Raw genomic sequence first — 23,892 nt, 5'->3', positions numbered from 1 at the left:
GGCTTCTAGGAAACCTCCACGATGGTGACAGAAGGCCCGTTCTCGCCGGCGCGGCGGCGAAGGAAGTGGGTGATGACCACACCAATCATGCCTACTACCCAAACGGCTAGTACCGCAGCCGCGGCCGCAGTGAAATCCGGCATGGAGTAATCAGGGGCGTCGGAGGAGTGGTCCAAGACCATGCCAAAGAGCTGCGCACCCAACATGCCGGAGGTAAACCCGCCCATATTTCCCAAGCCCGTAGCGGTGGCCACCACGGAGCGGTCCATGCGCTCACGCACGATATCGAAGCCATAGTTAGCCGTCGGTGTGCACAACGCGGTAATGAAGGACACCACCAAAATTGCGGCTAGTCCGCTGTCGGTGCCAAAGGCAAAGAAAAGCAACCACGCAAGTACGTGAACCGCGACAAACCCGAGGCTAAGCCATGGGCGGACATGCTGCGCGCGGGAGGAAATTTTGCCGTGCAGGGGGCCGACGAAGACCAAGAATACCGCCAGCAAGGTGAGCACCAGGCTGGACTTGGCCTTGGACATCTCCATGCCTTGGGTCATCATGGGCATGCCCCACAGCATGACAAAGACGATGAGCGGGAGCATGCCAATGTAGTGGATGAAGTAAGCCTGCCAGGCCACTGGGGAACGGAATACCGTTTTCAAGCGGGCCGGGATGCTGGTGGCCTGCGAGTTGGGTGGTTCCTTCTCCGTGGGGATAATCCCTAACTTCTCTGGTGAGTCTGCCACCGCCACGATGGCGGCGATTGCTACCAGGATGCCCACCGCGCCAAGGGTAACGAAGGCAGCGGTCCATCCGGCCGCACCCAGCAACCACAGGAAAGGAACCGCGGAAATGAACTGACCCATCTGTCCCAGCGACGACGTCACCTGGGTGAACATGGGTGTGCGGTGCAGTGGGAACCAATAAGGCAGGATGCGCATCACGGAGAGAAACGCTGTGGCATCGCCTGCGCCGATGAGCACGCGCGCGGTAATGGCTACGCCATAGCTGGTGGTAAAACCCAAGACGACCTGGCCAATGCCCATAATGACCGCGCCGACCACGAGGAGTAAGCGCGGGCCAAATTTATCAATCAAGATGCCGGTGGGGATTTGGGCTAGGGCGTACACGCCCAACTGCACAGAGGTAAAGACTGCGATACGACCGGCGTCGACATCGAAGCGCTCAATGGCATCCAAACCAGCCACACCGAAAGAGGTACGGCCGGTAATCGCTACGAGGTAGACCGCCATGGCGGCTACCCAAATGCTTAAAGCCTGAGTGGTAATGACTTCTCTGGGATTCGGCTGCGACATGGCTGATACCTTACGCCTTAACTACTAAGATTCTTTTGTGTGAAGTACATTTCGACCCGCGATACCGCCCGTCAGCCCGCATCTTTTACAGATATTCTCCTCGGCGGGCTTGCCCCCGATGGCGGTTTATACCTGCCGGAGAGCTACCCACAGCTAGATTCCGCCACTTTAAATTCATGGCGCAGGCTCCTAGCGGACAAAGGCTACGCGGCGCTTGCGGCCGAGGTACTTAAGCTTTTCATTGACGATATTCCAGCGCAAGACATCGAGGCCATCGCCGCCCGCGCCTATACCAGCCCTAAGTTCGCGGACCCGGAAATCGTTCCCGTCACCGAACTAGGCGAGGGCCTTTTCATCGGCCATCTATCCGAAGGGCCAACTGCAGCATTTAAGGACATGGCCATGCAGCTTTTGGGTGAGCTCTTTGAATATGAGCTCGCCCGCCGCGGCGAGACCCTCAATATTCTGGGCGCTACTTCCGGCGATACGGGGTCCTCTGCAGAGTATGCGATGCGCGGGCGCCATGGCATTCGCGTCTTTGTGCTCACCCCAGCCGGCCGGATGACGGCCTTCCAACAGGCGCAGATGTTTGGGCTGGATGACCCGAATATCTTCAACATCGCTCTCGATGGCGTCTTCGATGATTGCCAGGATGTGGTCAAGGCGGTATCGGGAGATGCTGATTTTAAGGCCGCCTACCGCATCGGCGCGGTCAATTCCATTAACTGGGCACGGCTGATGGCCCAGGTGGTCTACTACATCTCCTGCTGGCTCAAGGTCACCGAAACCGCCGATCAGAAGGTTTCCTTTAGTGTTCCCACCGGTAACTTTGGCGATATCTGCGCCGGCCACATCGCTCGCCAGATGGGCCTTCCCATTGATCGCCTCATCGTGGCCACCAATGAGAACGACGTACTGGATGAGTTCTTCCGCACCGGCAACTATCGGCCGCGCCCAGCCGCAGAGACCATGGCTACCTCGTCGCCGTCCATGGATATCTCCCGTGCCTCGAATTTTGAGCGCTTTGCGTTTGACTTGCTCGGCCGCGATGCAGCCGAAACCGCGGAGCTGTTCGGCACCAAGGTGAAAGAAGGCGGCTTTAGCCTCGACCGCGAGAAGATTGCTGCTGCCCGCGAGGACTATGGTTTCCTGTCCGGTTCCTCCAGCCATGCCGATCGCCTAGCCACCATCAAGGACGTGCACGAGCGCTTTGATTACCTGGCGGATCCGCACACGGCCGATGGCATCAAGGTGGCCCGCGGCGCACAGCGCGAGGGCGTGGAGACGCCAATTGTGTGTCTGGAGACCGCGCTGCCGGTGAAGTTTGCCGAGACCATTACGGAAGCCATCGGCTCCGCACCTGAGCCGCCCGAGCGCTTTGCCGGCATCCTCGATACTGAGCGGCGCGTCAAGGACTTGCCTAATGATGCCGCGGCGGTCAAGGATTACATCACCACGTCGATTCAGAAAACGGAGGTTTAGACCATGGCCCTAGAAAATTTTGCCGGCCCGGAACATTACACCGAGTTTGATCCGGAAAAGTTCATCCGCGATCTCAAAGCCCAGGCGGAGATGGATGCGGAAGAAGATAATAAGGACAACGCCGGGGATGCGGACGCAGAAAGCAACTAGCGTCTTTGTAGCGTGCACGGCCGCGTTCCTTGCGGCCTGCAGCCCGGTGCGGGGTGGGGAAGAGCCAAGTTTCTCCGCCCTGTCTTCTAAAAACCTCATTCCCAATGAGTCCTATTCCCCGGCCACGGCGCCGCTCGCGCCGGGCACCGCCTTGGATCTCTCCGGCGATGAACCGCAGCCGGGTGCCTACTTCAACTACCAGTCTTGCACCGCGGCGTGGTCATTTACGCTTGCCGACGCCCGCACGATCGCCGTCACCGCTTCCCATTGCGGCAAACCCGGCGATAAGGTCTGGGCCGGCACTGCCGACGGCGACTTTAGCTACCCCGCCGAGCCTATCGGCGAGGTCATCTACTCTGATTTTTATGCCGAAGATAGCCACGACCTCGACGTGGCCTTTATCGAGATCACCGGCAGCGCTGACTACTACGTCCCCGGGGCGGTAGACAATAGCGTCGCCACGTCCTTGGCTCACCTGCCGCTTCATGTGTGCAAGCTTGGCCGCGTGACCGATGAGACCTGCGGCACGCTTATCCATGGTGCGGCGATGGCGCAGCTGAACTCGGGGGGACTCCAGCGGGATTCGATCGCCGCTAGGGCGCGCGTATGCAGTACTAATGGCGACTCCGGTGGTCCGGTGTATGGCGAAGTGGAAGGAGAACAAACCATCGTGGGAGTGGTCTCCGGAACGACACAGCGCCTCGAAGAAGGCCACACCTGCCAAACCACGCAGACAGACATGGAGCTGTCTTTCACGTTGGCCACCGATATTCAGGTTCTAGCTAAAGAGGTCTTGGGACCCATGGCCTAAGTACGCCGCACTGGTCTACGCTAGGTGGCATGCCGACTCCAGATTTTATTGTTCAGCTGCGCGAAAAGATTGGTCACGATCAGATCTTTGTGCCGGCCTGCAGCGCCATCATCATCCGCGATGTTCCGGCAGACGCCGCTCTCTGGGAAGTCCCCTCCGTGCTGCTAGTAAAGCGTTCCGATAACGGTACGTGGACCCCGGTGGAAGGAATCTGCGAGCCAGGCGAGGAAATTACTACCACCGCGCTGCGAGAAGTCAAAGAGGAAGTCGGTCTCGATGCCAAGGTGGAAGCGCTATTGGGCGTGGGGCAGTCCGGCCCCGTGACCTACCCCAACGGCGATGAGTGCACCTTTATGGGAACCGCGCTGCGCGTATCAGTAGCGGATGGCGCAGAACCGGTCATCAGCGATGAAGAAAATACCGAGGCTGGGTGGTTCTCCGTGGCGAAGCTTCCCGATAGCGTGTCGCGCCGCCACCGCCTCATGATTGCCGACGCCGTAGCCCAAATGAAGCATCCCCGCGGCTTTGTTCCACGCATGGGCTGGATGAAGCGCAGCGAACAACCGGGACTGTAGGGCTATTCTTCTGCGGCGTCGGCAAGCAGCCCGCACAATTGCTGCGGATTCTGGGCGGCGATGAGTTCTTGTGCAATGCCAGCGCGCGCATCGGCCATGTCGTCCTTGCTGCCGCAGGAAATCACGGTATCGCTGATAGTAAGCAAAAGCTTTCCGCGCCGGGCTAGGTCATAAAAGAGCGGGCAGTCTTCTTCGCCCCAGCGCCAGGCCGTGGCGTAGAAGTCCCGCGCGCCAGAGCCAAGCCACGACGCCTCCAAGAGCAGGTGGCCGCGGCGCAGGTAGATGCCGTCTCGCTGCAGGCTGGCGAGTACGTCTCTCACCGCAGCCAGGTTGGCGCGATCCCAAGCGATGAAGGTGATGGGGGAGCAGCTAAGCATCAGCGGCGCCGGCGACAGTTACCATCTGCGCGGCCGCCGGAGTAGGCGCGCACGGAATTCTCGCCGCCCTCGGGCCCCAAGTCATCGATGCCCCAGGAATCCTCCGCATAGATTGCGTATTCCCTGCTCCAGTGCTCGCGTCGCGGTCGCGCCTCACGCGTACGGCGGCGTGTGCGGCGCTTGCCTCGTTCGAAGCTGGCGTCTCGCATAGTGGCTGCGCCTCCTTGCTACCTTTAGGGCCCAGTCTTAATGAGTGGCTCTTCAGGGCCGGTTTCCTTCTTTCCTTCCCACACCCAGCTGAGGAAGCGGGTGGAGCATAGTATCCAGTGGGCGGTGAGGAGGACGGGGATGGTGAGCGCAATGGCGTCGATAAGCTTGGAGCCATTGACCAATGCCAGCTGGTGGCCGCCCATGCTCACGGTGCCCGGCGGGAAGGTGCAGGACCACCACGCCGGGGAGTACGGAACCCACCGAGCCACATTGGGATAGAAGGTAAACATCGCGTAGATGGACAGTGGAATGGCGATGATAAGGGCCGTAACGCCGTAATAGATGGACACCGTGCCGGGGAAGAGAATCTGCATTGCCGTGGTGGACTGGCCCACCACGCCTAGCGGGACCCATGCGGTGGCTGATTTGGCGCCGGTGAAATCCACCTTGCCGTGCCATGCCGCCCAGTACACGCGGGCGAAGGTGGGCACCGCCGTCACCAGGGACATGAAGAAAAATACCGTACCCATCACGTGGTAGAGCGGGCCGTAATCATGAGCTAGCCAACCGGAAACGGAAGCCGAAATCATGGGGCCGACCAGCGGCAGGCCCCAGGTGAACTTCGGCTCGCCATCAAAGCGCGTGAGCTGGATAGCCCACGCAATAACCGTAACCGGACCACCGATCCAAAAGCCCACGAGCCGGAATGTAGGGATATCCGTCAGCCCGGAAAGCGCGGCACCGAGCGCCAAGATTCCGATGAAAAACATCGACCACTCCGCCATAGTGGTGCGCTCAAAGCTGGGGTGGCGGTAGCGCAAGAAGCCCGCGGTGAGAACGACAAAGATGACGCACGCGATGGCGGCAAAAATGCCGGCCAAGATCATCAATCCTTCTTCCACGAGCAGGCGCGAGACGATGGAGGTGCCCATGAGGCTGCCTCCCCACGCGGGGCCAGGGGCTGGGAGTTGGCGGAATCTATTAGTCACACCCACATGTTAATTTCTTTCGGTCGGGTTATCAGAATTTTTCCGTCGGTTTTGCTGGTGAGAACTCTCGCTAAGCGTGCATTTAGGGGCGGGGGTCAATCCCACATAAATGTGTGTCTGGGGTCGCATGAAAAGGGCTGGAATACCATTGCGTGTTCATACAGCGAGGAGGTTATGAATGATGAGGATTCGCTATACCTTGGTGGAAAGCCGGATTTCGTTCGACCAGCTTCATATACTCATCCAAAAATCCAACCCACGAATTTGTAAGGAAGAGAAAGTTATCAAGGGCTACAATTACTGCTAGTAGCGAGTTCTCGCCGTAATTTTGACCTAAAACTTTCTCAGCACGCCGCTTCGTAGCATTGGATACTGCAGGTTGGTCCAAGACGAAACTGTTCCATAACCGAGCTGAGTGAGCACACTTATTTCTCACGAAAGTAAAAGAGCGCAATTGGCGCGCTAAATATTGTTTCTTTACGCCAAGAATGGAACAAGTCTTTGCGTAAACTTGGTTGTTGTCGTTTCGGAAGCTTATTGCTTTCGACAACGTACCAAAGGACAGAGCCTCGACGGCCACCCAAATTGGGACATCGTAAACCCACCTTTCAGTGTCGGACCCTGAGTCCCTTTGGTATTTGTGGAGATATGGCTCCTTAGACCGCTTGAGCTCACTGATAATTAGATTGTGTGTGGGCGGCATGGCCGGATTTGGTGGGCGCCGGTACGCAGTGGGCTGAAGATACTTCTCATAAGGAGAATGGATTTCACCTTCGCTGAGCGCAAAGGCCGTCCTGGCAGCAAGCTCTGCTTCTTGGAGCCCGCGGAGAAGAAGAGAACGAAGTTCGATGTCCAACCGGTAGATATTAACTATTTCATCCCACTGGGTGCCAGGAAAGAATCTGGCTTCGTCACCGGCTATGTCTTCTTGGAAGTACCGCATGTAGCCCGAAAAGCGGTAGTAATTTTGACGCTCAAGGAAATCTTTAGCAGATTTTTCGGAAGGAAGGGTTAACCCACGGCGTTGAATTAAACTAACTTGTTCTTCAATGCTAAGGAACTTCTTCCTGCGGTTCATTGCTTCAGAATAGCAAAGCCCCCCTCTCATATTGAGCTGTTCCTATGGGAAGCTTGGAGGGGGTATCGATTGACTAAAGTATAGCGCAAAATGCGCAATCTTAGTAATCATTTGCGCAAGGTTTTGCTCAAGTGCCATGCATCTGAAAACGCTGCGATAGTCAAACAACAAGGAGTGGGGCACCGCCAAGAACCGAGGGCGCTTGTCAATGTTGGGTGCAAAACTTCTGAAGCCAAAGTGCACATAGATCTGCAAGGTCCCCAATCGGCACTCAGCAATTAGGGAGCCTAGGAAGGCGGAAAGCTGGTGGCGAGAGGGGGCGTCGGCAAGCGCAGCTCTAGCAGTCGTAGTACATTTCAAATTCCTGCGGGGTAGGACGCAGGCGGACCGGGTTGATCTCGTTCTCGTACTTGTAGTTGATGTAGGTCTCGATGAGATCCTCGGTGAAGACATCGCCTTCGGTGAGGAAGTCCATGTCCTCCTGCAGGGCCTTCAGGGAAGCCTCGAGGGAGGTCGGGGCCTGCGGGATGGACTCAGCCTCTGCCGGTGGCAGCTCGTAGAGGTCCTTATCAACTGGAGCGTGCGGCTCAATGCGGTTCTTTACGCCGTCGATGCCGGCCATCATCATGGCGGCAAAGCCCAAGTACGGGTTGCCGGATGGGTCCGGTGCGCGGAACTCGATGCGCTTGGCCTTCGGGTTGGAACCGGTAATCGGGATACGGATAGCGGCCGAGCGGTTGCGCTGGGAGTACACCAGGTTGATCGGAGCCTCGAAGCCTGGCACCAGGCGGTGGTAGGAGTTCAGCGTCGGGTTGGTGAACGCAAGAACTGCACCGGCGTGGTGGAGGATACCGCCGATGTAGTAGCGGGCGATATCGGAAAGGCCTGCGTAGCCAGCCTCATCGTGGAAGAGAGGCTTGCCGTCCTTCCACAGGGACATGTGGGCGTGCATGCCGGAACCATTATCGCCAGCCAGCGGCTTAGGCATGAAGGTTGCGGTCTTGCCCCACTGTGCCGCGGTCTGCTTGACCACGTACTTGAAGGTCTGGATGTCATCGCCCGCGTGCAACATGGAGTTGAAGCGGTAGTTGATCTCATTCTGGCCGGCACCGACCTCGTGGTGGAAGCGCTCGACATCGAAGCCAACCTTCTGCAGGTTCTCTACCATGGCGTCGCGCACCTCACCGTGCTTGTCATACGGCGCGGTGGGGAAGTAGCCGCCCTTCATTCGGGTCTTGTAGCCGGTGTTCGGGGTGCCGTCGAAGTTGGTTTCGCTATCGCGGTTCCACCAACCCTCATCGGAATCCACCTCGTAGAAGCCGTGCTGTACGTCGGTGCCAAAGCGCACGGAGTCAAAGAGGTAGAACTCGGCCTCAGCGCCAAAGTTGCAGGTATCGGCAATGCCGGTGGACTGCAGGTACTCTTCCGCCTTGCGCGCGATGTTGCGTGGGTCGCGGGAGAAAGGCTCAAAGGTAAATGGGTCGTGGACGAAGAACTTGATGTTCAGGGTCTTGGCCGTGCGGAACGGATCGATATGTGCGGTGGCTGGATCCGGCAGCAGGGTCATGTCGGACTCATCGATGGTGGTGAATCCGCGGATAGAGGAGCCGTCGAAAGCGAGGCCGCTTTCGGCATCTTCTACGGTGAACTCTTCTGCTGGGATGGAAAAGTGGTGCTCGGTGCCTGGGACGTCCGTAAAGCGGATATCGACGAACTTTACGTCCTCGTCCTTAATAAATTGGACGATGTCCTGCACTGTCTCGAAAGACACGTTTGTCTCCTCGTTGTTGACCGGTGAATTGTCTCTCTATAGCCTACTAGGTTCGCGCCCGAGGCATCGCGATTCCCCTCGTTTCACATCTCACTTTGTGCCCGCTAGATTGGTGAGCATGGCAGATAAGCGTACGTGGCTCGACGGGCCGAATATTCCGGGCGAATACGATGACATGGAAGGCCCCGGTCGGTGGCCGGGCGAAAAGCTCGGCCTTCCGGAGTCCGGGCCGGGGTCACTGGCCCCCGTTGGCCGCCGCGCCGGCGCCGTGGCCATTGACTGGATCGTGTGCATGCTCATTGCCAACCTGATCCATATGTTCACGACGGAACTCGGCGGTGTGGCCTTCTTGGGCTACGCCCTGTGGGTCATCATGGGCATTGTCTGCGGTTGGCTCTTTGCCCGCACCCCCGGCATGCTGCTGCTGGGGATGGGCGTGGCGCGACTCGATGTCCCCGGTGCCCGCGTGGGCCTATGGCGCGCGGCGTTGCGCACGGTGCTCACCGGTGTGCTGTTCCCAGCAGCCATGGTTGATGCGGATGGACGCGGAATGCATGACCGCGCCACCGGCACCATCGTTATTCGCTCCTAGATAGGCTGCTTTCAAGGGCATAAGAAAATCCCTGCTACGCCGCCGACGGTGTAGCAGGGATTAGCTTTAGGCGCTTATTTATTCTTCTTACGCTGCTGGGCGCGGCGCATGCGGCGGTTCATGCCGGCCATGTTCTGCGCCTGGTGGGGCATTGGGCCCTTGGGCATACCCGGGGTGGTACCCGGCATGGAGTCCATGGCCTCGATGCGGCGGATGTTTTCGTAGGTTTCGTTCTTATTGAAGTTGCGCGGCAGCTTCATGACCTTATTGCGCAGCTTGGATACGGGAACCTCGTCCTCGCCGTTGCCCACGAAAATCTCGTAGACAGGAACGCCGCCGGCGATCTTGTCTACTCGTTTCTTGAGCTGGTTCAAGGTGGGGCGCACGCGGTTCTTATTGCCCTCGCAAACGAAGATGACGCCGGCGTTGCCGATGACGCGGTGGATAAGATCCTGCTGGCGGGTGGCGGCTACACCGGTCTTCACAGACCACACGATGCCCACGGTATTGCGCAGCTGCTGCTCCAGCGCCCAGCCGGCGGCGCCCGGCTGGTCTTCTACGCGCTTGTACATATCGCGCTCAAGGCGGCGGGTGAAGAGGAACATAGCGAGCAGCGCGCCGATGCCCAAACCGAGGATGAGCATGAACCATTCGCCGCCAAAAAGCATGCCAATGAGGAAGAAGAGCAAGCCCATGCCCAGGAAGGCACCCAGCATGATGGGGATAAGCGCCTTATCCTGCTTGCGCTGCATATTGAATGCTTGCCACATCTGGGACCAGGTTTGCTTACGCTGCTGGCGCTTGGCCGCGCGTTCTTGCTTCTTTGCAGCCTTTAGTGCTGCCTTGTCATCTTTCGCCATGGCTCCTACTTTAAAGGTCAACGGGCATAAATGTTAAAACGGCCCACGCGAAAAGCGCAGGCCGTTATGAAAACGTTCGGATTAGCGGATGGTGGCCGCCGCCGAATTCGCATTAGCCGGAGTCTTGGCCATGCGGGTGGTCACTGGAGTCTCCTCCGAGGGGCCGTACTTCTCCAGCAGGGTGGAGGCCTCTTGGGCGGTGGCACCCTGGGAGGTCTCAGCCAGGTGTTTGAGGTTTTCTGGCAGCTCGAAGCCGCGCTTTTCCATGGCCTGCACGTAGAGGCGGCCGGCGCGGTAGGAAGAGCGCACCAGCGGGCCGGACATGACGCCGCCGAAGCCGAGCTCCTTGGCCAGCTTGGAGTGGGCGACGAATTCCTCTGGACGCACCCAGCGCTCAATCGGGTGGAAGCGCGGGCCGGGGCGCAGGTACTGGGTGATGGTGATGATATCGCAGCCGGCAGAACGCAGGTCACGCAATGCTTCCTCGACCTCATCCTCGGTCTCGCCCATGCCCAAAATCAGGTTGGACTTGGTAATCAGGCCATAGTCGTGGGCCTGGCGGATAACGTCCAGGGAGCGCTCGTAGCGGAAGGCCGGGCGGATGCGCTTAAAGATGCGCGGCACGGTTTCCAGGTTGTGGGCGAAGACCTCTGGCTTGGCCTCAAAAACTTCTTCCAAAAGGTCCGGCTTGCCGGAGAAATCCGGGGTGAGGTTTTCCACGCCGGTGTGCGGGTTAAGCTCGTGAATCTTGCGCACGACCTCGGCATAGAGCCAGGCGCCCTCATCCGGAAGATCGTCGCGGGTAACGCCGGTAATGGTGGTGTAGTTAAGGTCCATTTCCCGGATATTTTCGGCCACGCGGCGCGGCTCGTCGCGGTCGAGTTCTTCCGGCTTGCCGGTGGCAATATCGCAGAAGTCGCAGCGGCGGGTGCACTTATCGCCACCGATAAGGAACGTAGCCTCGCGGGATTCCCAGCACTCGTGGATATTCGGGCAGCCTGCCTCTTGGCACACGGTGTGCAGGGAGGCGCCGGCCACGCGGGACTTCATGTCCTCGTAGCCCGGGCCGGTGCGGACCTGGTTGCGGATCCAGCGTGGCTTTTGTTCGATGGGTGACTCCGCATTCTTCTTTTCAATGCGGAGCATCTTGCGTCCTTCAGGCTTTACAGTCACAAAAACTCACTTTATCGGTTGATGGTGGTGATGGCTAATAGCTCTTCTAGGTATATGTCGCCGCAGTCACATCCTATTCCGCGCCAGCCCCGAACGAGGGCTACTGCTGCGCTTGCCGACGCCTCTCCCGTGCCCTTTCATTAGCCAGCTTCGTGGGATCCGGGGCTGAGCCGAAGGTGTGGTCGGCAACGATGAGGCGGCCCGAGAGGGCGTCGTCCAGCGCTTGCAACAGCGGCTGGGTGGCATCCTCGAGGGTGACTTGGTGGCCCAGTTCTAGGGACAGGGTGGTCACGTCGGCGTCATCGATGCCGCAGGCCACGATGTGGTCGTAGTACTCCAGCGTATTGCAGCAATTGAGCGCCAAGCCGTGCATGGTCACCCCGCGGGTAATGCGGATGCCTAGGGCGGCAATCTTGCGGTCGCGCTTCGGGGCAGCCGGATCCTTGGCCTGGGTGGTGGAGGGGACCCATACGCCCGATCGGCCGTCGATGCGCCCAGCGGTGGTCACCCCCATCTGGCGAACCGTCTGGATGGTGGCTTCCTCCAAGCGGCGGACATAGTCGACGACGTCGACAGGCTCTGCCAGCTTGATAATGGGGTAGATGACCAGCTGGCCCTCGCCATGCCAGGTAATGCGCCCGCCGCGGTCCACGGTGATAACGGGCAGGCCGTTATCGGGCATATCCTCTGGCTGGGTGCGCTTGCCGGCGGTATAGATATTGGGGTGCTCGACCACAAGCACCACGTCGCCCTGCTCGCCCTTGGCGCGGGCGGCCGCTACCTCGGCCTGGTAGTCCCACGCCTCTTGGTAGTCCATCCGGCCTAAGAAACGGACCTCTAGTGGCTTATCGGAGGCGCGAATGGAGCGCTCGGCGGGGAAGAAAGGATCGCGTGGTGCAGTCATAGCCTCAAAGTTTCCTCTGGTGCGGCGGGCAAAGCAAAGCGGGAGGATGCGCGTGGCACACCCTCCCGCGTGGGGCCGAATTAGTCCAAGCCGTTAGCGGATGCGTAGGCGGCGGCATCCATGAGCTCGCCTGCCTCATCTACCTCGACCTCGAACAGCCAGCCCTCACCGAACGGATCGTTGTTGATGACGGCGTAGTCATCGTGCACGGCCTCGTTGACGTCCTTGACGGTGCCGGTGACAGGGGAGTAGAGGTCGGAGACGGACTTGGTGGATTCCACCTCGCCGCAGGACTCGCCGGCGGTGACGGTATCGCCCACCTCCGGTAGCTCAGCAAAGACAACCTCGCCCAAGCGATCGGCAGCGACGGAGGTAATGCCGATGCGCACGGTAGCGCCTGCGACGGCGTCAGCGGTGGCGTTGACCCACTCGTGGTCTTCGGAGTAGGAGAAATCTTGTGGAAGGGTAGCCATGGTGATGTAGTCCTTTCGGGCTCGTTGAGAAAGTGTTTACTTATCGCGCTTGTAGAACGGCAACGCGGTTACTTCAAAAGGATAGCGCTTGCCGCGGATCTCTACTTCGACTTCGGCGCCGGGCTCGAGTCCGGCGCTGGTTTCCAGCAGCGCGATGGCCACTGGGTGTCCCAGGGTGGGGGAAGGCTGGCCGGAAGTGACGGTTCCGACCTTCTTGTCTCCCACGAATACTTCGGCTCCGGCGCGCGCGGCGCGGCGTTGCGTGGAGGTGAGGCCGGTGATCGCCACCTGTGGGCCTTCGGCGGCGCGCTGGCGGATGACCTCGGCGCCGACAAAATCGGCCTCCTTCTTGGCAAAGGCACGCGCCATGCCCGCCTCTACCGGGGTGATATCGCGAGAGAGCTCGTTGCCGTAGAGCGGCATTCCGGCCTCGAGGCGCAGGGAATCGCGGGCGGCAAGGCCGCACGGCTTGATGTCATACTCTTCACCGGCCTTGAGCAATTCCTCCCACAGCTGTGGGGCATCGGAGTTATACACGATGAGCTCGAAGCCATCCTCACCGGTGTAGCCGGTGCGCGCGATAATGGCAAAGGTGCGCGCTACCTTGCCCATGGTGGCAGCGTAGTAGCCGAGGTTATACACCTCGTCCTGCTTATTGTCTTCTACCAGCGGCACGAGGATTTCTGCGGCCTTAGGGCCCTGGACGGCGATCATGGCGACGTCCCGGGACTCGTTCTTCAGAGTCACATCGAAGCCCTCGGCGCGATTGTTGAGCTCGTCCCATACGGTATCGGCGTTGCCGGCATTCGGGACGACGAGGAATTTGTCCTCTTCAAAGCGGTAGGTAATCAGGTCATCGATGATGCCGCCGTCTTCAGCGGTAATCATGGAGTACTTGGCCTTGCCCACCTTGAGGGGCTCGAAGTTGGAGATGAAGGCATAGGACAAGAACTTGCCGGCGTCGGCGCCATTGACCCAGATTTCGCCCATGTGGGATAGGTCAAAGAGGCCAGCGGTGCTGCGCACCGCGCGGTGCTCGTCCAGCTCGTTCTGGTACTTCAAGGGCATGTTCCACGGGCCGAAGGCCGTGAAGGTGGCGCCGAGCTTGTCGTGCTCGGCATGAAGCGGGGAGGTGAGTAGTTCGGTCATGGTTACTCCTCAGAATCGTCGATGTCGAAAGCTTCTGGTGGTGGGCAGCTGCAGACCAGGTTGCGGTCGCCGTAGGCCTCGTCGATGCGGCGCACCGGCGGGAAGTACTTGTAGCTGTGGCGTAGGGATTTCACGGGCCACGCGGCCTTTTCGCGGCTGAAGGAGAACTCCCACGTATCGGAGCCGATGGACTCCGCGGTAAATGGTGCGTGGTGGATAACGGAGCCTTCGTAGGAAACCTCGCCGTCGATGATCTCTTGGATCTCGGCGCGAATGGTGCGCATGGCCTCAATGAAGCGGTCCAGCTCACCCAAGTCTTCAGACTCGGTGGGCTCGACCATGAGGGTGCCGGCCACCGGGAAGGCGAGGGTCGGTGCGTGGAAACCAAAGTCCACGAGGCGCTTGGCTACGTCGGCTGCGGTGACCCCGGAGGCGTCGGTAAGCGCGCGCAGATCCAGGATGCATTCGTGCGCCACCAAGCCAGCGTTGCCGGTGTAGAGCACAGGGAAAGAATCTTCCAAGGACTTGGCCAAGTAGTTCGCGCCCAAAATGGCGTGGGCGGAGGCCTGCGCCAGTCCCTGTGCACCGGTCATAGCGAGGTACGCCCAGGAAATCGGCAGCACACCCGCCGAGCCGTACTTGGTATTGGTAATTGGCACGCCCTGACCTACCGGGGTAGCGGTGGTGGCATCTAGCTGCGGATCCGCGGCGTTGGTGGGCAGGAAGGGGATGAGGTGCTCGGCCACTGCGACCGGACCTACGCCCGGGCCGCCACCGCCATGCGGAATGGTAAAGGTCTTGTGCAAGTTGAGGTGGGAAACATCGCCGCCGAACTGGCCTGGGCGGGCCCAGCCGGTCAGCGCGTTCATATTCGCACCGTCGATGTAGACCTGGCCGCCCACCGCGTGGACCTTATCGCATACGTCGCGGACCTCGGGGTCAAAGACACCGTGGGTGGAGGGGTAGGTCACCATGATGCCGGCGATGTGGTTGCCGTGCTTGGCAATCTTCTCATCCAAATCCGCCAGGTCAATAGAGCCATCCTCGGCGGTCTTCACCACGACAACGCGCAGGTTAGCCAGCGTTGCCGAGGCGGCATTGGTACCGTGCGCGGAAGCTGGGATGAGCACTACATCGCGCTCGTTATCGCCATTGGCTACGTGATAGCGGCGGATGGCCAAGAGACCCGCCAGCTCGCCCTGGGAGCCGGCATTGGGCTGGATGGAGACCTTGGCGTAGCCGGTGACCTCGGCCAGCCAGCCCTCAATCTCTTCTACCAATGCGCGCCAACCGGCGGTCGTTTCTTCTGGTGCGTAGGGGTGGATGCCCGCAAACTCCGGCCAGGAGATGGGTTCCATGGCCGCAGTGGGGTTGAGTTTCATCGTGCAAGAGCCCAGCGGGATCATGGTGCGGTCGAGCGCCAAGTCCTTATCGGCCAGCTTGCGCAGGTAGCGCAGCATCTGGGTCTCGGAATGGATGCGGTTGAAGATTTCGTGCTGGAGCGGCTCCTCGCCGCGCTGCAGGTTCTCCGGCAGAGCAAAGTCCGCCTCAGCAGCGTCGGCGCCAAAGGCGTGGGCGAGCTTGGCGACGTCCTCCTTGGTTGCCGACTCACCAAAGGACACCGATACCTTGTCCTCGCCAATGGTGCGCACGAGGTAGCCCTCCTTTTGGAGGTCAGCCTTGATGGTGGCGGCGTCTACGCCGGCGACGGTAACGGTATCGAAGAAGTCCTCGGACACGAGTTGCTTTCCAGCATCCTTGAGGGACTGTGCAAAGGAGGAAGCGAGCGCGTGGACGCGCTGGGCAATGGCCTTGAGGCCTTGCGGGCCGTGGTAGACGGCGTACATGGAGGCGACATTAGCCAGTAGTGCCTGCGCGGTACAGATATTGGAAGTGGCACGTTCGCGGCGAATGTGCTGCTCGCGGGTCTGCAGTGCCAGGCGGTAAGCGGGGCGCCCATCCGCGTCCTTGGACACGCCTACGATGCGGCCAGGCATCTGGCGCTTCAGCTTTTCCGTGACTGCCATGTACGCAGCGTGCGGGCCGCCGAAGAAGAGTGGAACGCCAAAGCGCTGGGAAGAACCGAGCACAATATCGGCGCCCAGCGAGCCAGGTGCCTCCAGCAGGAGCAGCGAAAGCGGGTCAGTGGCCACGGTAGCCAGAGCGCCGCGAGTGTGCAGCTCCTCGATGATGGTGGAGGGATCAAAGATATCGCCCTCGGTACCGGTGTAGGCGATTACTGCGCCGATGAGATCCTCGCCCACGAGGCCTTCGCGCAGGTCCACGATTTCTACCTCAAGGTCAATTGCGCGGGCGCGCTCCGCGGCGACGGTAAGCACCTGCGGGTGCAGGCGAGAATCCAACACCACGCGGCGACCCTTCTTGACCGCGCGGGACATAAGCCCCACGGCTTCCGCGGTGGCGGAGGCCTCGTCCAGCAAAGAAGCATTCGCGATGGGCAGTCCGGACAGGGACTCAATCATGGTCTGGAAGTTCAATAGCGCTTCAAGACGACCCTGGGAGATCTCTGGCTGATACGGGGTATAGGCGGTGTACCATCCCGCATCTTCCAATAAACCGCGACGGATGACCGCGGGGGTGAGGGTGTCAGAAAAGCCTTGTCCGTAGAAGGACTTCAGCACGGTGTTCTGGTTGGCGTACTCCCGCAATGTAGCCTGCGCTTCATCTTCCGAGAGTGCCTCAGGAAGCTGAGGCAGTTCTGCGGCGCGGATCTTTGAGGGAATGGCGGCATCGACCAGCGCGTCCACGCTGTCGTAGCCTACCTTCGCAAGCATGGTGGCCTGCTCCGCAGAATCCGGCCCTAGGTGGCGGGAGATGAATTCCATGTCAGTGAGACTCCTTAATAGGGGGACAGTGGCTGTAACCGCCCCAATTATATGTTTAGCAATGGGTGAACCGATCCTCCTTTGGAAACTTTTATGCAGCGCGTCACTGTATGGAACTGTGACCAGTGCGCTCACCATGGGCTTAGAGGAAAGGTACCCTCAACACCTCGAATAAAAGGGGATGGATTAGTCCGGCGTTTTTGAATCCATCACCCCCACTTGGCACCCCAGACATAGCTAAAGCCTCTTAGCCCCGCGGTGGGGCTAAGAGGCTTTAAGCGGCGATAGAACCTTTAGACTTCGAGGTCTGCCTGGAAGTCTGCGGTCTGCAGGCGGTCCTTGATGGTGGTGATGAAGCGGCCTGCGTCCGCACCGTCAACTACCTGGTGATCGTAGGTGAATGGCAGGTAGCACATCTGGCGGATGGCGATGGCGTCCTGGCCGTTCTCGTTGACAACGACCGGGCGCTTCTCAATAGCCGCGGTGCCCAGGATGCCGGCCTGTGGCGGAACCAAGATCGGGGTATCGAGCATGGCGCCCTCGGAACCGATGTTGGTCACGGTGAAGGTAGCACCGGTGAGATCGTTCGGCTTCAGCTTGTTATTGCGGGCCTTATCGGCCAGCTCTGCAATCTGCTGAGCGATCTGCGGCAGGGTCATGTCCTGTGCCTTGTGGATGACCGGGGTGAGCAGGCCCTTCGGGGTGTCAACGGCGATAGCGATGTTGACGTCCGAGTGGTAGGTCATCTCCTTGGTCTCTGGGTTATAAGACGCATTGACGTTCGGGTGGGAGACCAGAGCCTCGGCGGTAGCCTTCACGATGAATGGCAGGAAGGACAGGTTGGCACCGTGCTTGTCGATGAACGCCTGCTTGTTCTTCTTGCGCATATCCCAGATGGCAGTCATGTCGACTTCCTGAACGTGGGTAAGCTGCGCAGAAATCTGCAGCGCCTCGACCATCTTGGCGGCGGTGATTTCGCGGATGCGGTTGACCTTCTGGGTGGTGCCGATGAGCTCCTGCTTGGCCGGATCCACGGACTTGGTGGACCAACGCGCGCGAGGGGAGTTATCAGACTGTGCGCCAGACTTGGCAGGTGCATCGCCTTCTCCAGCAGCGGCGAGCACGTCCTGCTTGCGGATGCGGCCGCCCACGCCGGTGCCCTCAACGGTGTTGAGGTCTACGCCGTGCTTTTCAGCCAGCTTGCGTACCAGTGGGGTGACGTAAGGAACGTTGTCGCCATTGTTGACCTTGGCAGAGGTGTTCAGGGAGGAATCCTGCTTGGACTCCTTCTTTTCCTCAGCCTTCGGTTCTGGCTTCTTGTCTTCCTTTTCTTCGGCCTTGGGCTCTTCCTTCTTTTCTTCCTGTGGCTCTGGCTTGGCCTCGGAGGAGGATGCGGTGGCGTTTTCGTCGCCGATGCGGGCGATGACTTCGCCTACCTCGATGGTGTCGTCCTCGTCGGCGAGGATTTCTACCAGGGTGCCTGCTACTGGGGAAGGAATTTCGGTGTCGACCTTGTCGGTGGAGACCTCGAGCAGTGGTTCGTCTACCTCGACGGTGTCGCCAACGGATTTCAGCCACTGGGTGATGGTGCCTTCGGTGACGGATTCGCCGAGTTCTGGCATTTCCACGTCGGCTGCGTCGCCGGAGCCGCCGTTGGAGGAGTCAGCCTTCGGCTCTTCCTTTTCTTCGGCCTTTGGCTCTTCCTTCTTTTCTTCCTGTGGCTCTGGCTTGGCCTCGGAGGAGGATGCGGTGGCGTTTTCGTCGCCGATGCGGGCGATGACTTCGCCGACCTCGATGGTGTCGTCCTCGTCGGCAAGGATTTCTACCAGGGTGCCTGCTACTGGGGAAGGAATTTCGGTGTCGACCTTGTCGGTGGAGACCTCGAGCAATGGTTCGTCTACCTCGACGGTGTCGCCAACGGACTTCAGCCACTGGGTGATGGTGCCTTCGGTGACGGACTCGCCGAGTTCTGGCATTTCCACGTCGGCTGCGTCGCCGGAGCCGCCGTTGGAGGAGTCAGCCTTCGGCTCTTCCTTCTTTTCTTCTGCTTCTTCCTCGCCCTTATCAGCGGAGGAGTCGTTGGATGCGGAGCCTGCCTCATCCTCGTCACCGATGATGGCGATGACTTCGCCAACCTCGATGGTGTCATCCTCGTCAGCCTTAATTTCAATAATGGTGCCGGCTACGGGGGAGGGGATTTCAGTATCGACCTTATCGGTGGAGACCTCGAGCAATGGTTCGTCTACCTCGACGGTATCGCCGACGGACTTGAGCCACTGCGTGATGGTGCCTTCGGTTACGGATTCGCCCAGCTCGGGCATCTCAACGGAGTTCGCCATGAGTTATAAGACTCCTCGAAAGTTGGAAGTGTTCTATCGCTACCCGACAATCTTACAGCGTGATGCTCACCCTCGTGCAGATGTGGGGTTAGTAACTACCCTCCTTCCGGGTAAGCTAGGCAATTATGTTCAACCCTTTCCGCCGCAATAAGTCCAGATCGTCGCTGCGACCACCCCGCGGACCGGGGGAGACCGTCCGCCCGGAAGACGCGCAGGATCTGCAACAGTGGGCCGCCGGAAAGGCTTTTGTAGAAGCCTTTGTGGAGCCGGAAACGGTAGTCAATGAGATGTCCGTTGTTGTTGTGGATGAAAACGGCGAGTTCATTCGCCGTCGTATCGGCGGGCCAAAGGGCATCGATGCGGTGGCCAAACTTTTGAGCTGCGATATTTATGATGTAGAAGAAACCGGCTATCCGCAGCGCATGCGCGATCGCATGGAAAGGCAGCGCATCTTGCGCAAAAGGGAAGAGCAAAGGCAACGCCGCGCCCGATTTGAGCGCGGCGAAAATCCCGATACAGGGCGAGAGCTAAGCTAGGTCAGCATCCTCGCGTACATAAATTTGAGACCCGTTGCGGCGGAATTCGGCGGATTTTTCCTGCATACCTTCCTCAGGTGCTGAGCCGTGGGCTGCCGCGTGGACCTGCTCGCCCAGCGTCGGCATGCCCAGCTCGGCCATTTGCCCGCCGAACATCTCGCGGATGTCTTGGCTAATGCGCATGGAGCAGAACTTCGGCCCACACATGGAACAAAAGTGTGCGGTCTTTGCTGGCTCAGCAGGCAACGTTTCATCGTGATAGGCCTGCGCGGTCTCTGGGTCGAGGGAGAGCGCAAATTGGTCATTCCAGCGAAATTCAAAGCGGGCCTTGCTCATGGCATCGTCCCAAGCGCGGGCGCCTGGATGTCCCTTGGCCACGTCCGCTGAATGTGCCGCAATCTTATAAGTAATGACGCCAGTTTTTACATCATCGCGGTTGGGCAGTCCCAAGTGCTCCTTCGGCGTGACATAGCACAACATGGCTGTACCACCCATTGCGATATGGGCGGCACCGATGGCGGAAGTGATGTGATCATAGCCAGGGGCGATATCGGTAACTAGAGGGCCGAGGGTATAGAAGGGGGCATCTGAAGCCCAGTCCTGTTCGAGTTCGTTGTTTTCTTGAATCATGTTGAGCGGCACGTGTCCGGGGCCTTCCACCATGACTTGGACGTCATACTCCCAGGCGCGGCGGGTAAGCTCGCCGATAGTCTTTAGCTCTGCAAATTGGGCGGCGTCGTTGGCATCGGCAAGGCTGCCGGGGCGCAGGCCGTCGCCAAGCGAAAATGCAACATCGTATTGAGCGAAAATCTCGCACAGCTCATCGAAGTGCTCGTACAGAAATGACTCTTTGTGGTGAGCAAGGCACCATCCCGCCATGATGGAGCCACCGCGGCTGACAATGCCGGTCACGCGATTGCTTGCTAGCGGTACATACGCCAAGAGCACACCGGCGTGAATGGTCATATAGTCCACACCCTGTTCGCATTGCTCGATGACGGTATCGCGGAAGATTTCCCAGGTCAGATCCTCTGCCACGCCATTGACTTTTTCCAATGCTTGGTAAATAGGCACGGTGCCAATGGGAACTGGGGAATTGCGCAGAATCCACTCGCGGGTGGTGTGGATATCGTCACCAGTGGAAAGATCCATTACGGTGTCCGCGCCCCACTGGGTAGCCCAGCGCAGTTTGGACACTTCTTCCTCGATGGAGGAGGTAACCGCGGAGTTACCAATATTGGCGTTGATTTTGGTGAGAAATTTTCGCCCAATGATCATGGGCTCAGACTCGGGGTGGTTGACATTATTAGGGATAATGGCGCGGCCGCGAGCTACCTCAGCGCGAACGAATTCCGGATCGCAGTGCTCACGCAGTGCTACGAATTCCATTTCGCGGGTGATGATTCCTTGGCGGGCGTAGTGCATTTGAGTTACGCGGCGCCCGAGCTGAGCCTTAAGCGGCGGGCGCTTAGAGCCATTCCACTCTTGGGAAGACGCCCCGCGGCGCTGTGCGGCACGTCCATCGTCAGCCAGCTCGCGGCCGCGACCGGCGTACTCTTTGGTATCTCCGCGCTCGCTAATCCACTCGCTGCGCAGGGCCGGTAGCCCCACTTCAGGTGCGCATTCTGGCCCACGCGTGCGGTAGACGCGGAAGGGCTCATTGGGGCCTTGTGGGGAATCATCCAGTTGGATTTCGGTCTCTGGAACTTCTAGACCGTCGTGGTGAATGGGGGAATAGGAATGCTTAGGGTGGTTTTCTGGGGCAGCCGTCATGGCAAGCGCTCCTCTCTTCCTTCGTAGGTATTAACCAAACAGGTTCGAACGGTCTATGCGCAGCTTTAGCGCACTCTCAGCCCGTGCTCGGGCACCCGTGGGGACGCAGATCACCCTATAACAATCGTCTCGCGTAGCGCAGAGCTTTCGCCAATTTGGTGGAGACGCATTTGCCGAGGTGAGGTAGTAGGAGCCTTGGTGGCACAATTCAACAGGAAACTTTCAGGTACTTGACACCCGGATCCAATATCGGCATTCCATACTTAAATCATGCGTTTGAGAGAGCGCATGCGAGAGAGATAGAGAGAACCCCTCCCGTTTCCAGAGGGCGGCTACTTTAGCCGATACATGGAAACACCTTGTAGAGAGACGCCAGCGGCCCTCGGACCAGATTCGGTTCGAGGGCCGTAGGCGTTTTCCTGTGTTTAGCAGATGATGGCGCCGGCGGCGGCCAACTCTTGCAACGCGGCCTCGCCGCGGGCTTCGTCCACTGGGGAGCAATATTCACGCAGTACGCGGACGGAAAAGCCCTCCCTAAGTGCGTCGGCGGCTGTGGCGCGCACGCAGTGATCGGTGGCAATGCCCACGATATCCACGGCGTCTATGCGGTGCTCGCGCAACCAGTCAGCGAGCAAGGTGCCGTTCGCAGCGCCCTCGAATCCAGAATAGGCGGCGGTGTATTCGCCCTTGCGGAAGTAGGCTTGCGCCGGCCCGATGGCCTCATGCATGGCTGCGCCGTGGGACTCGGCTACGCAGTGCACCGGCCAAGAATCGACAAAATCCGGGTCCTTAGAAAAGTGAGAACCCGGATCGATGTGCCAATCCTGCGTGGCTACGACGGTTTCGTAGTCCTGTTGCAGGGAGGCGATTTTTGCAGCGACCTCATTGCCCCGCTCGGTGCCTAAGGCGCCGCCGGGGCAGAAGTCATGTTGTACGTCAACGATGATTAAAGCAGGCTTCATGCTTCTAGGATTCTAAACGCACTAAGCCTGTTGTGATGCTACTTTGATTCAGCAATCTCGCGCAGGGCGGCAATTACCGTGCGGGTGGGCACGCCGGTGCCCATCTTCGGGGTGTATCCATAAGAGCCCGTGGTGTTGAAAGAAGGGCCTGCCACGTCGATATGAGCCCATTCGATTCCCTCGCCCACGAAGTGCTGGAGGTAGGTGCCGGCGTATTCCATGCCGCCCTCACGCTTGGCGTTGATATTGCGGATATCGGCGCTGGCAGACTTCACGGATTCCTCGTGTTCTTCTAGCAAAGGCATGGCCCAAGCCTTCTCGCCCACCTCGCGGCCAATCTCGGCCATGCGATCGCGGAATTCTTCCGAGCCCATCACGCCGGCGGTGCGCTCACCCAGGGCGACCATCTGGGCGCCGGTCAAGGTCGCGGTTTCGATGAGGTAATCGGGGTTGTCCTCGCTGGCGCGTGCAATGGCGTCGGCAAGCACGAGGCGGCCCTCCGCGTCAGTGTTGAGTACCTCGGAGGTAATGCCGCCGTAGTGGGTGATGACGTCACCCGGGCGGGTGGCATCGCTGCCCGGCATGTTTTCTGCCAGCGGCAGGGTAGCGGTGATGCCCACCTTCAGGTTCAGCTTTGCCGCAGCGATGATGGCGGCGGCCATTGCAGCGGAACCACCCATGTCAGAAATCATGTCCCACATCTTGGCGCCCGGCTTCAGGGAAATTCCGCCGGTATCAAAGGTAATGCCCTTGCCTACTAGGGCGACGTGGCGCTTGGCCTTCTTCGGCTTCCAGCTCAAGCGGACCAAGCGCGGCGGGCGGGCGGATCCGCGGCCGACGGCCATGATGCCGCCAAAGCCCTGCTTTTCCAGTGCCTTTTCATCCAAGACCTCCACCTCAAGGCCGGCTTCTGCCGCTTGGGCAGACAGGAACGCGGCGTAGGTTTCTGGGTAGAGCAGGTTGGAGGGGGTATTGACGAGGTCGCGGGCGATGAGGACGGACTCGGCGGTTATCTTGGCGCTGTCGAATTCCTCTTGTGCGGACTTTTCCGCCACCACGGTGAAAGTGGTGGTTTCCGCGGCCGACTCGGAGCGCAGGCCAGAGTACTTATAGCCGCCGAGGATGAGGCCTTCTACCACTGGGGCGATACCAAAGTCGCCCAGGGAGGTGGCTACGGCCCCCACCTTGGTGATGGAACGCGCGGCTTGGCCGGCAGCGCGGCGCAGCGTCTCATCGTCTACTTCCTCCGCATCGCCCAAGCCAACGGCGATGATGGATGCTACGCCCGCCTTGGCCGGAGCCGGCACGCGCGTGACCTCACCGGCCTTGCCAGAGGCCCCTACGGCCACTAGTGCTTCATAAGTGGAGCGCAGCGCTGCGCCCCCAAGTAGATCGGTGCCTGGCAGTTCGAGGCCGCCTTCGCCCTCGAATGCAGCGATCAGCAGTGCTTCTGCTTTCTTAGGAACCTTCTTTCCCAGCTTTACCTGGGGAAAGTGGCCGCGTGCGGGTAGATCGGTCTGTGCCATTGT

22 protein-coding genes and 1 riboswitch are annotated in these 23,892 nt (G+C 59.6%); of the genes, 6 read left to right on the top strand and 16 right to left on the bottom strand.

The window, feature by feature from the left end:
• Nucleotides 1-5 precede the first annotated feature (5 nt).
• On the bottom strand, nt 6-1,313 hold the full coding sequence (locus ACKFRX_RS08970; protein WP_408922051.1) for a nitrate/nitrite transporter: 1,308 nt from the start codon (nt 1,311-1,313) through the stop codon (nt 6-8).
• 39 nt (nt 1,314-1,352) lie between these two features.
• Here ACKFRX_RS08970 and thrC point away from each other — a divergent pair, with 39 nt between their 5' ends.
• The 4 genes from thrC to ACKFRX_RS08950 are packed head-to-tail and all read left to right on the top strand — an operon-like array spanning nt 1,353 to nt 4,331.
• On the top strand, nt 1,353-2,795 hold the full coding sequence (gene thrC, locus ACKFRX_RS08965) for a threonine synthase (RefSeq protein WP_408927690.1): 1,443 nt from the start codon (nt 1,353-1,355) through the stop codon (nt 2,793-2,795).
• Nucleotides 2,796-2,798: 3 nt separating this feature from the next.
• The gene (locus ACKFRX_RS08960; protein ID WP_005328137.1) at nt 2,799-2,945 is read left to right on the top strand and encodes a hypothetical protein; all 147 of its coding nucleotides are present in this window, start codon (nt 2,799-2,801) and stop codon (nt 2,943-2,945) included.
• Nucleotides 2,923-3,756 carry a trypsin-like serine protease gene (locus ACKFRX_RS08955; RefSeq protein WP_250408620.1) on the top strand — a complete coding sequence of 278 codons (834 nt, stop codon included), beginning with the start codon at nt 2,923-2,925 and terminating at the stop codon, nt 3,754-3,756. Before ACKFRX_RS08960 ends, ACKFRX_RS08955 begins: the two co-directional genes overlap by 23 nt.
• 29 nt (nt 3,757-3,785) lie before the next feature.
• The gene (locus tag ACKFRX_RS08950) at nt 3,786-4,331 is read left to right on the top strand and encodes an NUDIX domain-containing protein (RefSeq protein ID WP_239228268.1); all 546 of its coding nucleotides are present in this window, start codon (nt 3,786-3,788) and stop codon (nt 4,329-4,331) included.
• A 2-nt stretch (nt 4,332-4,333) separates the two neighbouring features.
• On the opposite strand, the gene ACKFRX_RS08945 is transcribed toward ACKFRX_RS08950, so the two are convergent.
• The 5 genes from ACKFRX_RS08945 to glnA form a co-directional block, all read right to left on the bottom strand.
• Entirely contained in the window at nt 4,334-4,651 is a 318-nt protein-coding gene (locus tag ACKFRX_RS08945; RefSeq protein WP_408927689.1) for a hypothetical protein, read from the bottom strand.
• Nucleotides 4,652-4,707: 56 nt separating this feature from the next.
• Nucleotides 4,708-4,917, bottom strand: a complete 210-nt coding sequence (locus tag ACKFRX_RS08940; protein ID WP_250408622.1) for a hypothetical protein — start codon at nt 4,915-4,917, stop codon at nt 4,708-4,710.
• 24 nt (nt 4,918-4,941) lie between these two features.
• A complete protein-coding gene (locus ACKFRX_RS08935) occupies nt 4,942-5,907 on the bottom strand; it encodes a TDT family transporter (RefSeq protein ID WP_408927688.1) in 966 nt (321 codons plus the stop codon).
• Nucleotides 5,908-6,079: 172 nt separating this feature from the next.
• On the bottom strand, nt 6,080-6,985 hold the full coding sequence (locus tag ACKFRX_RS08930; protein WP_005324422.1) for an Abi family protein: 906 nt from the start codon (nt 6,983-6,985) through the stop codon (nt 6,080-6,082).
• Nucleotides 6,986-7,322: 337 nt separating this feature from the next.
• A complete protein-coding gene (gene glnA, locus ACKFRX_RS08925; protein WP_005324424.1) occupies nt 7,323-8,756 on the bottom strand; it encodes a type I glutamate--ammonia ligase in 1,434 nt (477 codons plus the stop codon).
• A gap of 118 nt (nt 8,757-8,874) precedes the next feature.
• Between glnA and ACKFRX_RS08920 the strand changes: the two genes are divergently transcribed.
• Nucleotides 8,875-9,348, top strand: a complete 474-nt coding sequence (locus ACKFRX_RS08920; protein WP_049377713.1) for an RDD family protein — start codon at nt 8,875-8,877, stop codon at nt 9,346-9,348.
• A 74-nt stretch (nt 9,349-9,422) separates the two neighbouring features.
• On the opposite strand, the gene ACKFRX_RS08915 is transcribed toward ACKFRX_RS08920, so the two are convergent.
• The 7 genes from ACKFRX_RS08915 to sucB all read right to left on the bottom strand — a co-directional run bounded on the left by ACKFRX_RS08915 (nt 9,423) and on the right by sucB (nt 19,092).
• Entirely contained in the window at nt 9,423-10,208 is a 786-nt protein-coding gene (locus ACKFRX_RS08915; RefSeq protein WP_250408625.1) for a DUF4191 domain-containing protein, read from the bottom strand.
• A gap of 81 nt (nt 10,209-10,289) precedes the next feature.
• Complete coding sequence (lipA, locus tag ACKFRX_RS08910) at nt 10,290-11,354, bottom strand: lipoyl synthase (protein WP_005327094.1); 1,065 nt, start codon at nt 11,352-11,354, stop codon at nt 10,290-10,292.
• Between the two features lie 127 nt (nt 11,355-11,481).
• A complete protein-coding gene (gene lipB / locus ACKFRX_RS08905) occupies nt 11,482-12,285 on the bottom strand; it encodes a lipoyl(octanoyl) transferase LipB (protein WP_005324431.1) in 804 nt (267 codons plus the stop codon).
• Between the two features lie 80 nt (nt 12,286-12,365).
• Nucleotides 12,366-12,758 (bottom strand): glycine cleavage system protein GcvH, encoded by a 393-nt coding sequence (gene gcvH, locus ACKFRX_RS08900; RefSeq protein WP_250408626.1) that lies wholly within the window; start codon nt 12,756-12,758, stop codon nt 12,366-12,368.
• A 36-nt stretch (nt 12,759-12,794) separates the two neighbouring features.
• Complete coding sequence (gcvT, locus tag ACKFRX_RS08895) at nt 12,795-13,907, bottom strand: glycine cleavage system aminomethyltransferase GcvT (protein WP_408927687.1); 1,113 nt, start codon at nt 13,905-13,907, stop codon at nt 12,795-12,797.
• A 2-nt stretch (nt 13,908-13,909) separates the two neighbouring features.
• On the bottom strand, nt 13,910-16,753 hold the full coding sequence (gcvP, locus tag ACKFRX_RS08890; protein ID WP_408927686.1) for an aminomethyl-transferring glycine dehydrogenase: 2,844 nt from the start codon (nt 16,751-16,753) through the stop codon (nt 13,910-13,912).
• Nucleotides 16,754-17,046: 293 nt separating this feature from the next.
• Nucleotides 17,047-19,092, bottom strand: coding sequence for a 2-oxoglutarate dehydrogenase, E2 component, dihydrolipoamide succinyltransferase (sucB, locus tag ACKFRX_RS08885; protein WP_284843747.1), 2,046 nt, complete (start codon nt 19,090-19,092; stop codon nt 17,047-17,049).
• Between the two features lie 125 nt (nt 19,093-19,217).
• On the opposite strand from sucB, the gene ACKFRX_RS08880 reads away from it, so the two are divergent.
• Nucleotides 19,218-19,628 (top strand): hypothetical protein, encoded by a 411-nt coding sequence (locus tag ACKFRX_RS08880; protein ID WP_005328980.1) that lies wholly within the window; start codon nt 19,218-19,220, stop codon nt 19,626-19,628.
• Here ACKFRX_RS08880 and thiC read toward each other — a convergent pair.
• From thiC to ACKFRX_RS08865, 3 genes are all read right to left on the bottom strand, one after another.
• Nucleotides 19,620-21,401, bottom strand: a complete 1,782-nt coding sequence (gene thiC / locus ACKFRX_RS08875) for a phosphomethylpyrimidine synthase ThiC (RefSeq protein WP_005328979.1) — start codon at nt 21,399-21,401, stop codon at nt 19,620-19,622. The two genes, ACKFRX_RS08880 and thiC, sit on opposite strands and share 9 nt — an antisense overlap.
• Nucleotides 21,400-21,510: riboswitch (TPP riboswitch) on the bottom strand. Its footprint overlaps the gene before it by 2 nt.
• 316 nt (nt 21,511-21,826) lie before the next feature.
• Nucleotides 21,827-22,363, bottom strand: a complete 537-nt coding sequence (locus tag ACKFRX_RS08870) for an isochorismatase family protein (protein WP_316128113.1) — start codon at nt 22,361-22,363, stop codon at nt 21,827-21,829.
• A gap of 38 nt (nt 22,364-22,401) precedes the next feature.
• Nucleotides 22,402-23,889 (bottom strand): leucyl aminopeptidase, encoded by a 1,488-nt coding sequence (locus tag ACKFRX_RS08865; RefSeq protein WP_316128114.1) that lies wholly within the window; start codon nt 23,887-23,889, stop codon nt 22,402-22,404.
• Nucleotides 23,890-23,892: the final 3 nt, after the last annotated feature.

This window comes from Corynebacterium tuberculostearicum (assembly GCF_046097465.1).
Taxonomy (GTDB): domain Bacteria; phylum Actinomycetota; class Actinomycetes; order Mycobacteriales; family Mycobacteriaceae; genus Corynebacterium; species Corynebacterium tuberculostearicum_I.
Note: the sequence above shows the minus strand (reverse complement) of the source record. Positions and strands in the feature narration are given on the sequence as shown.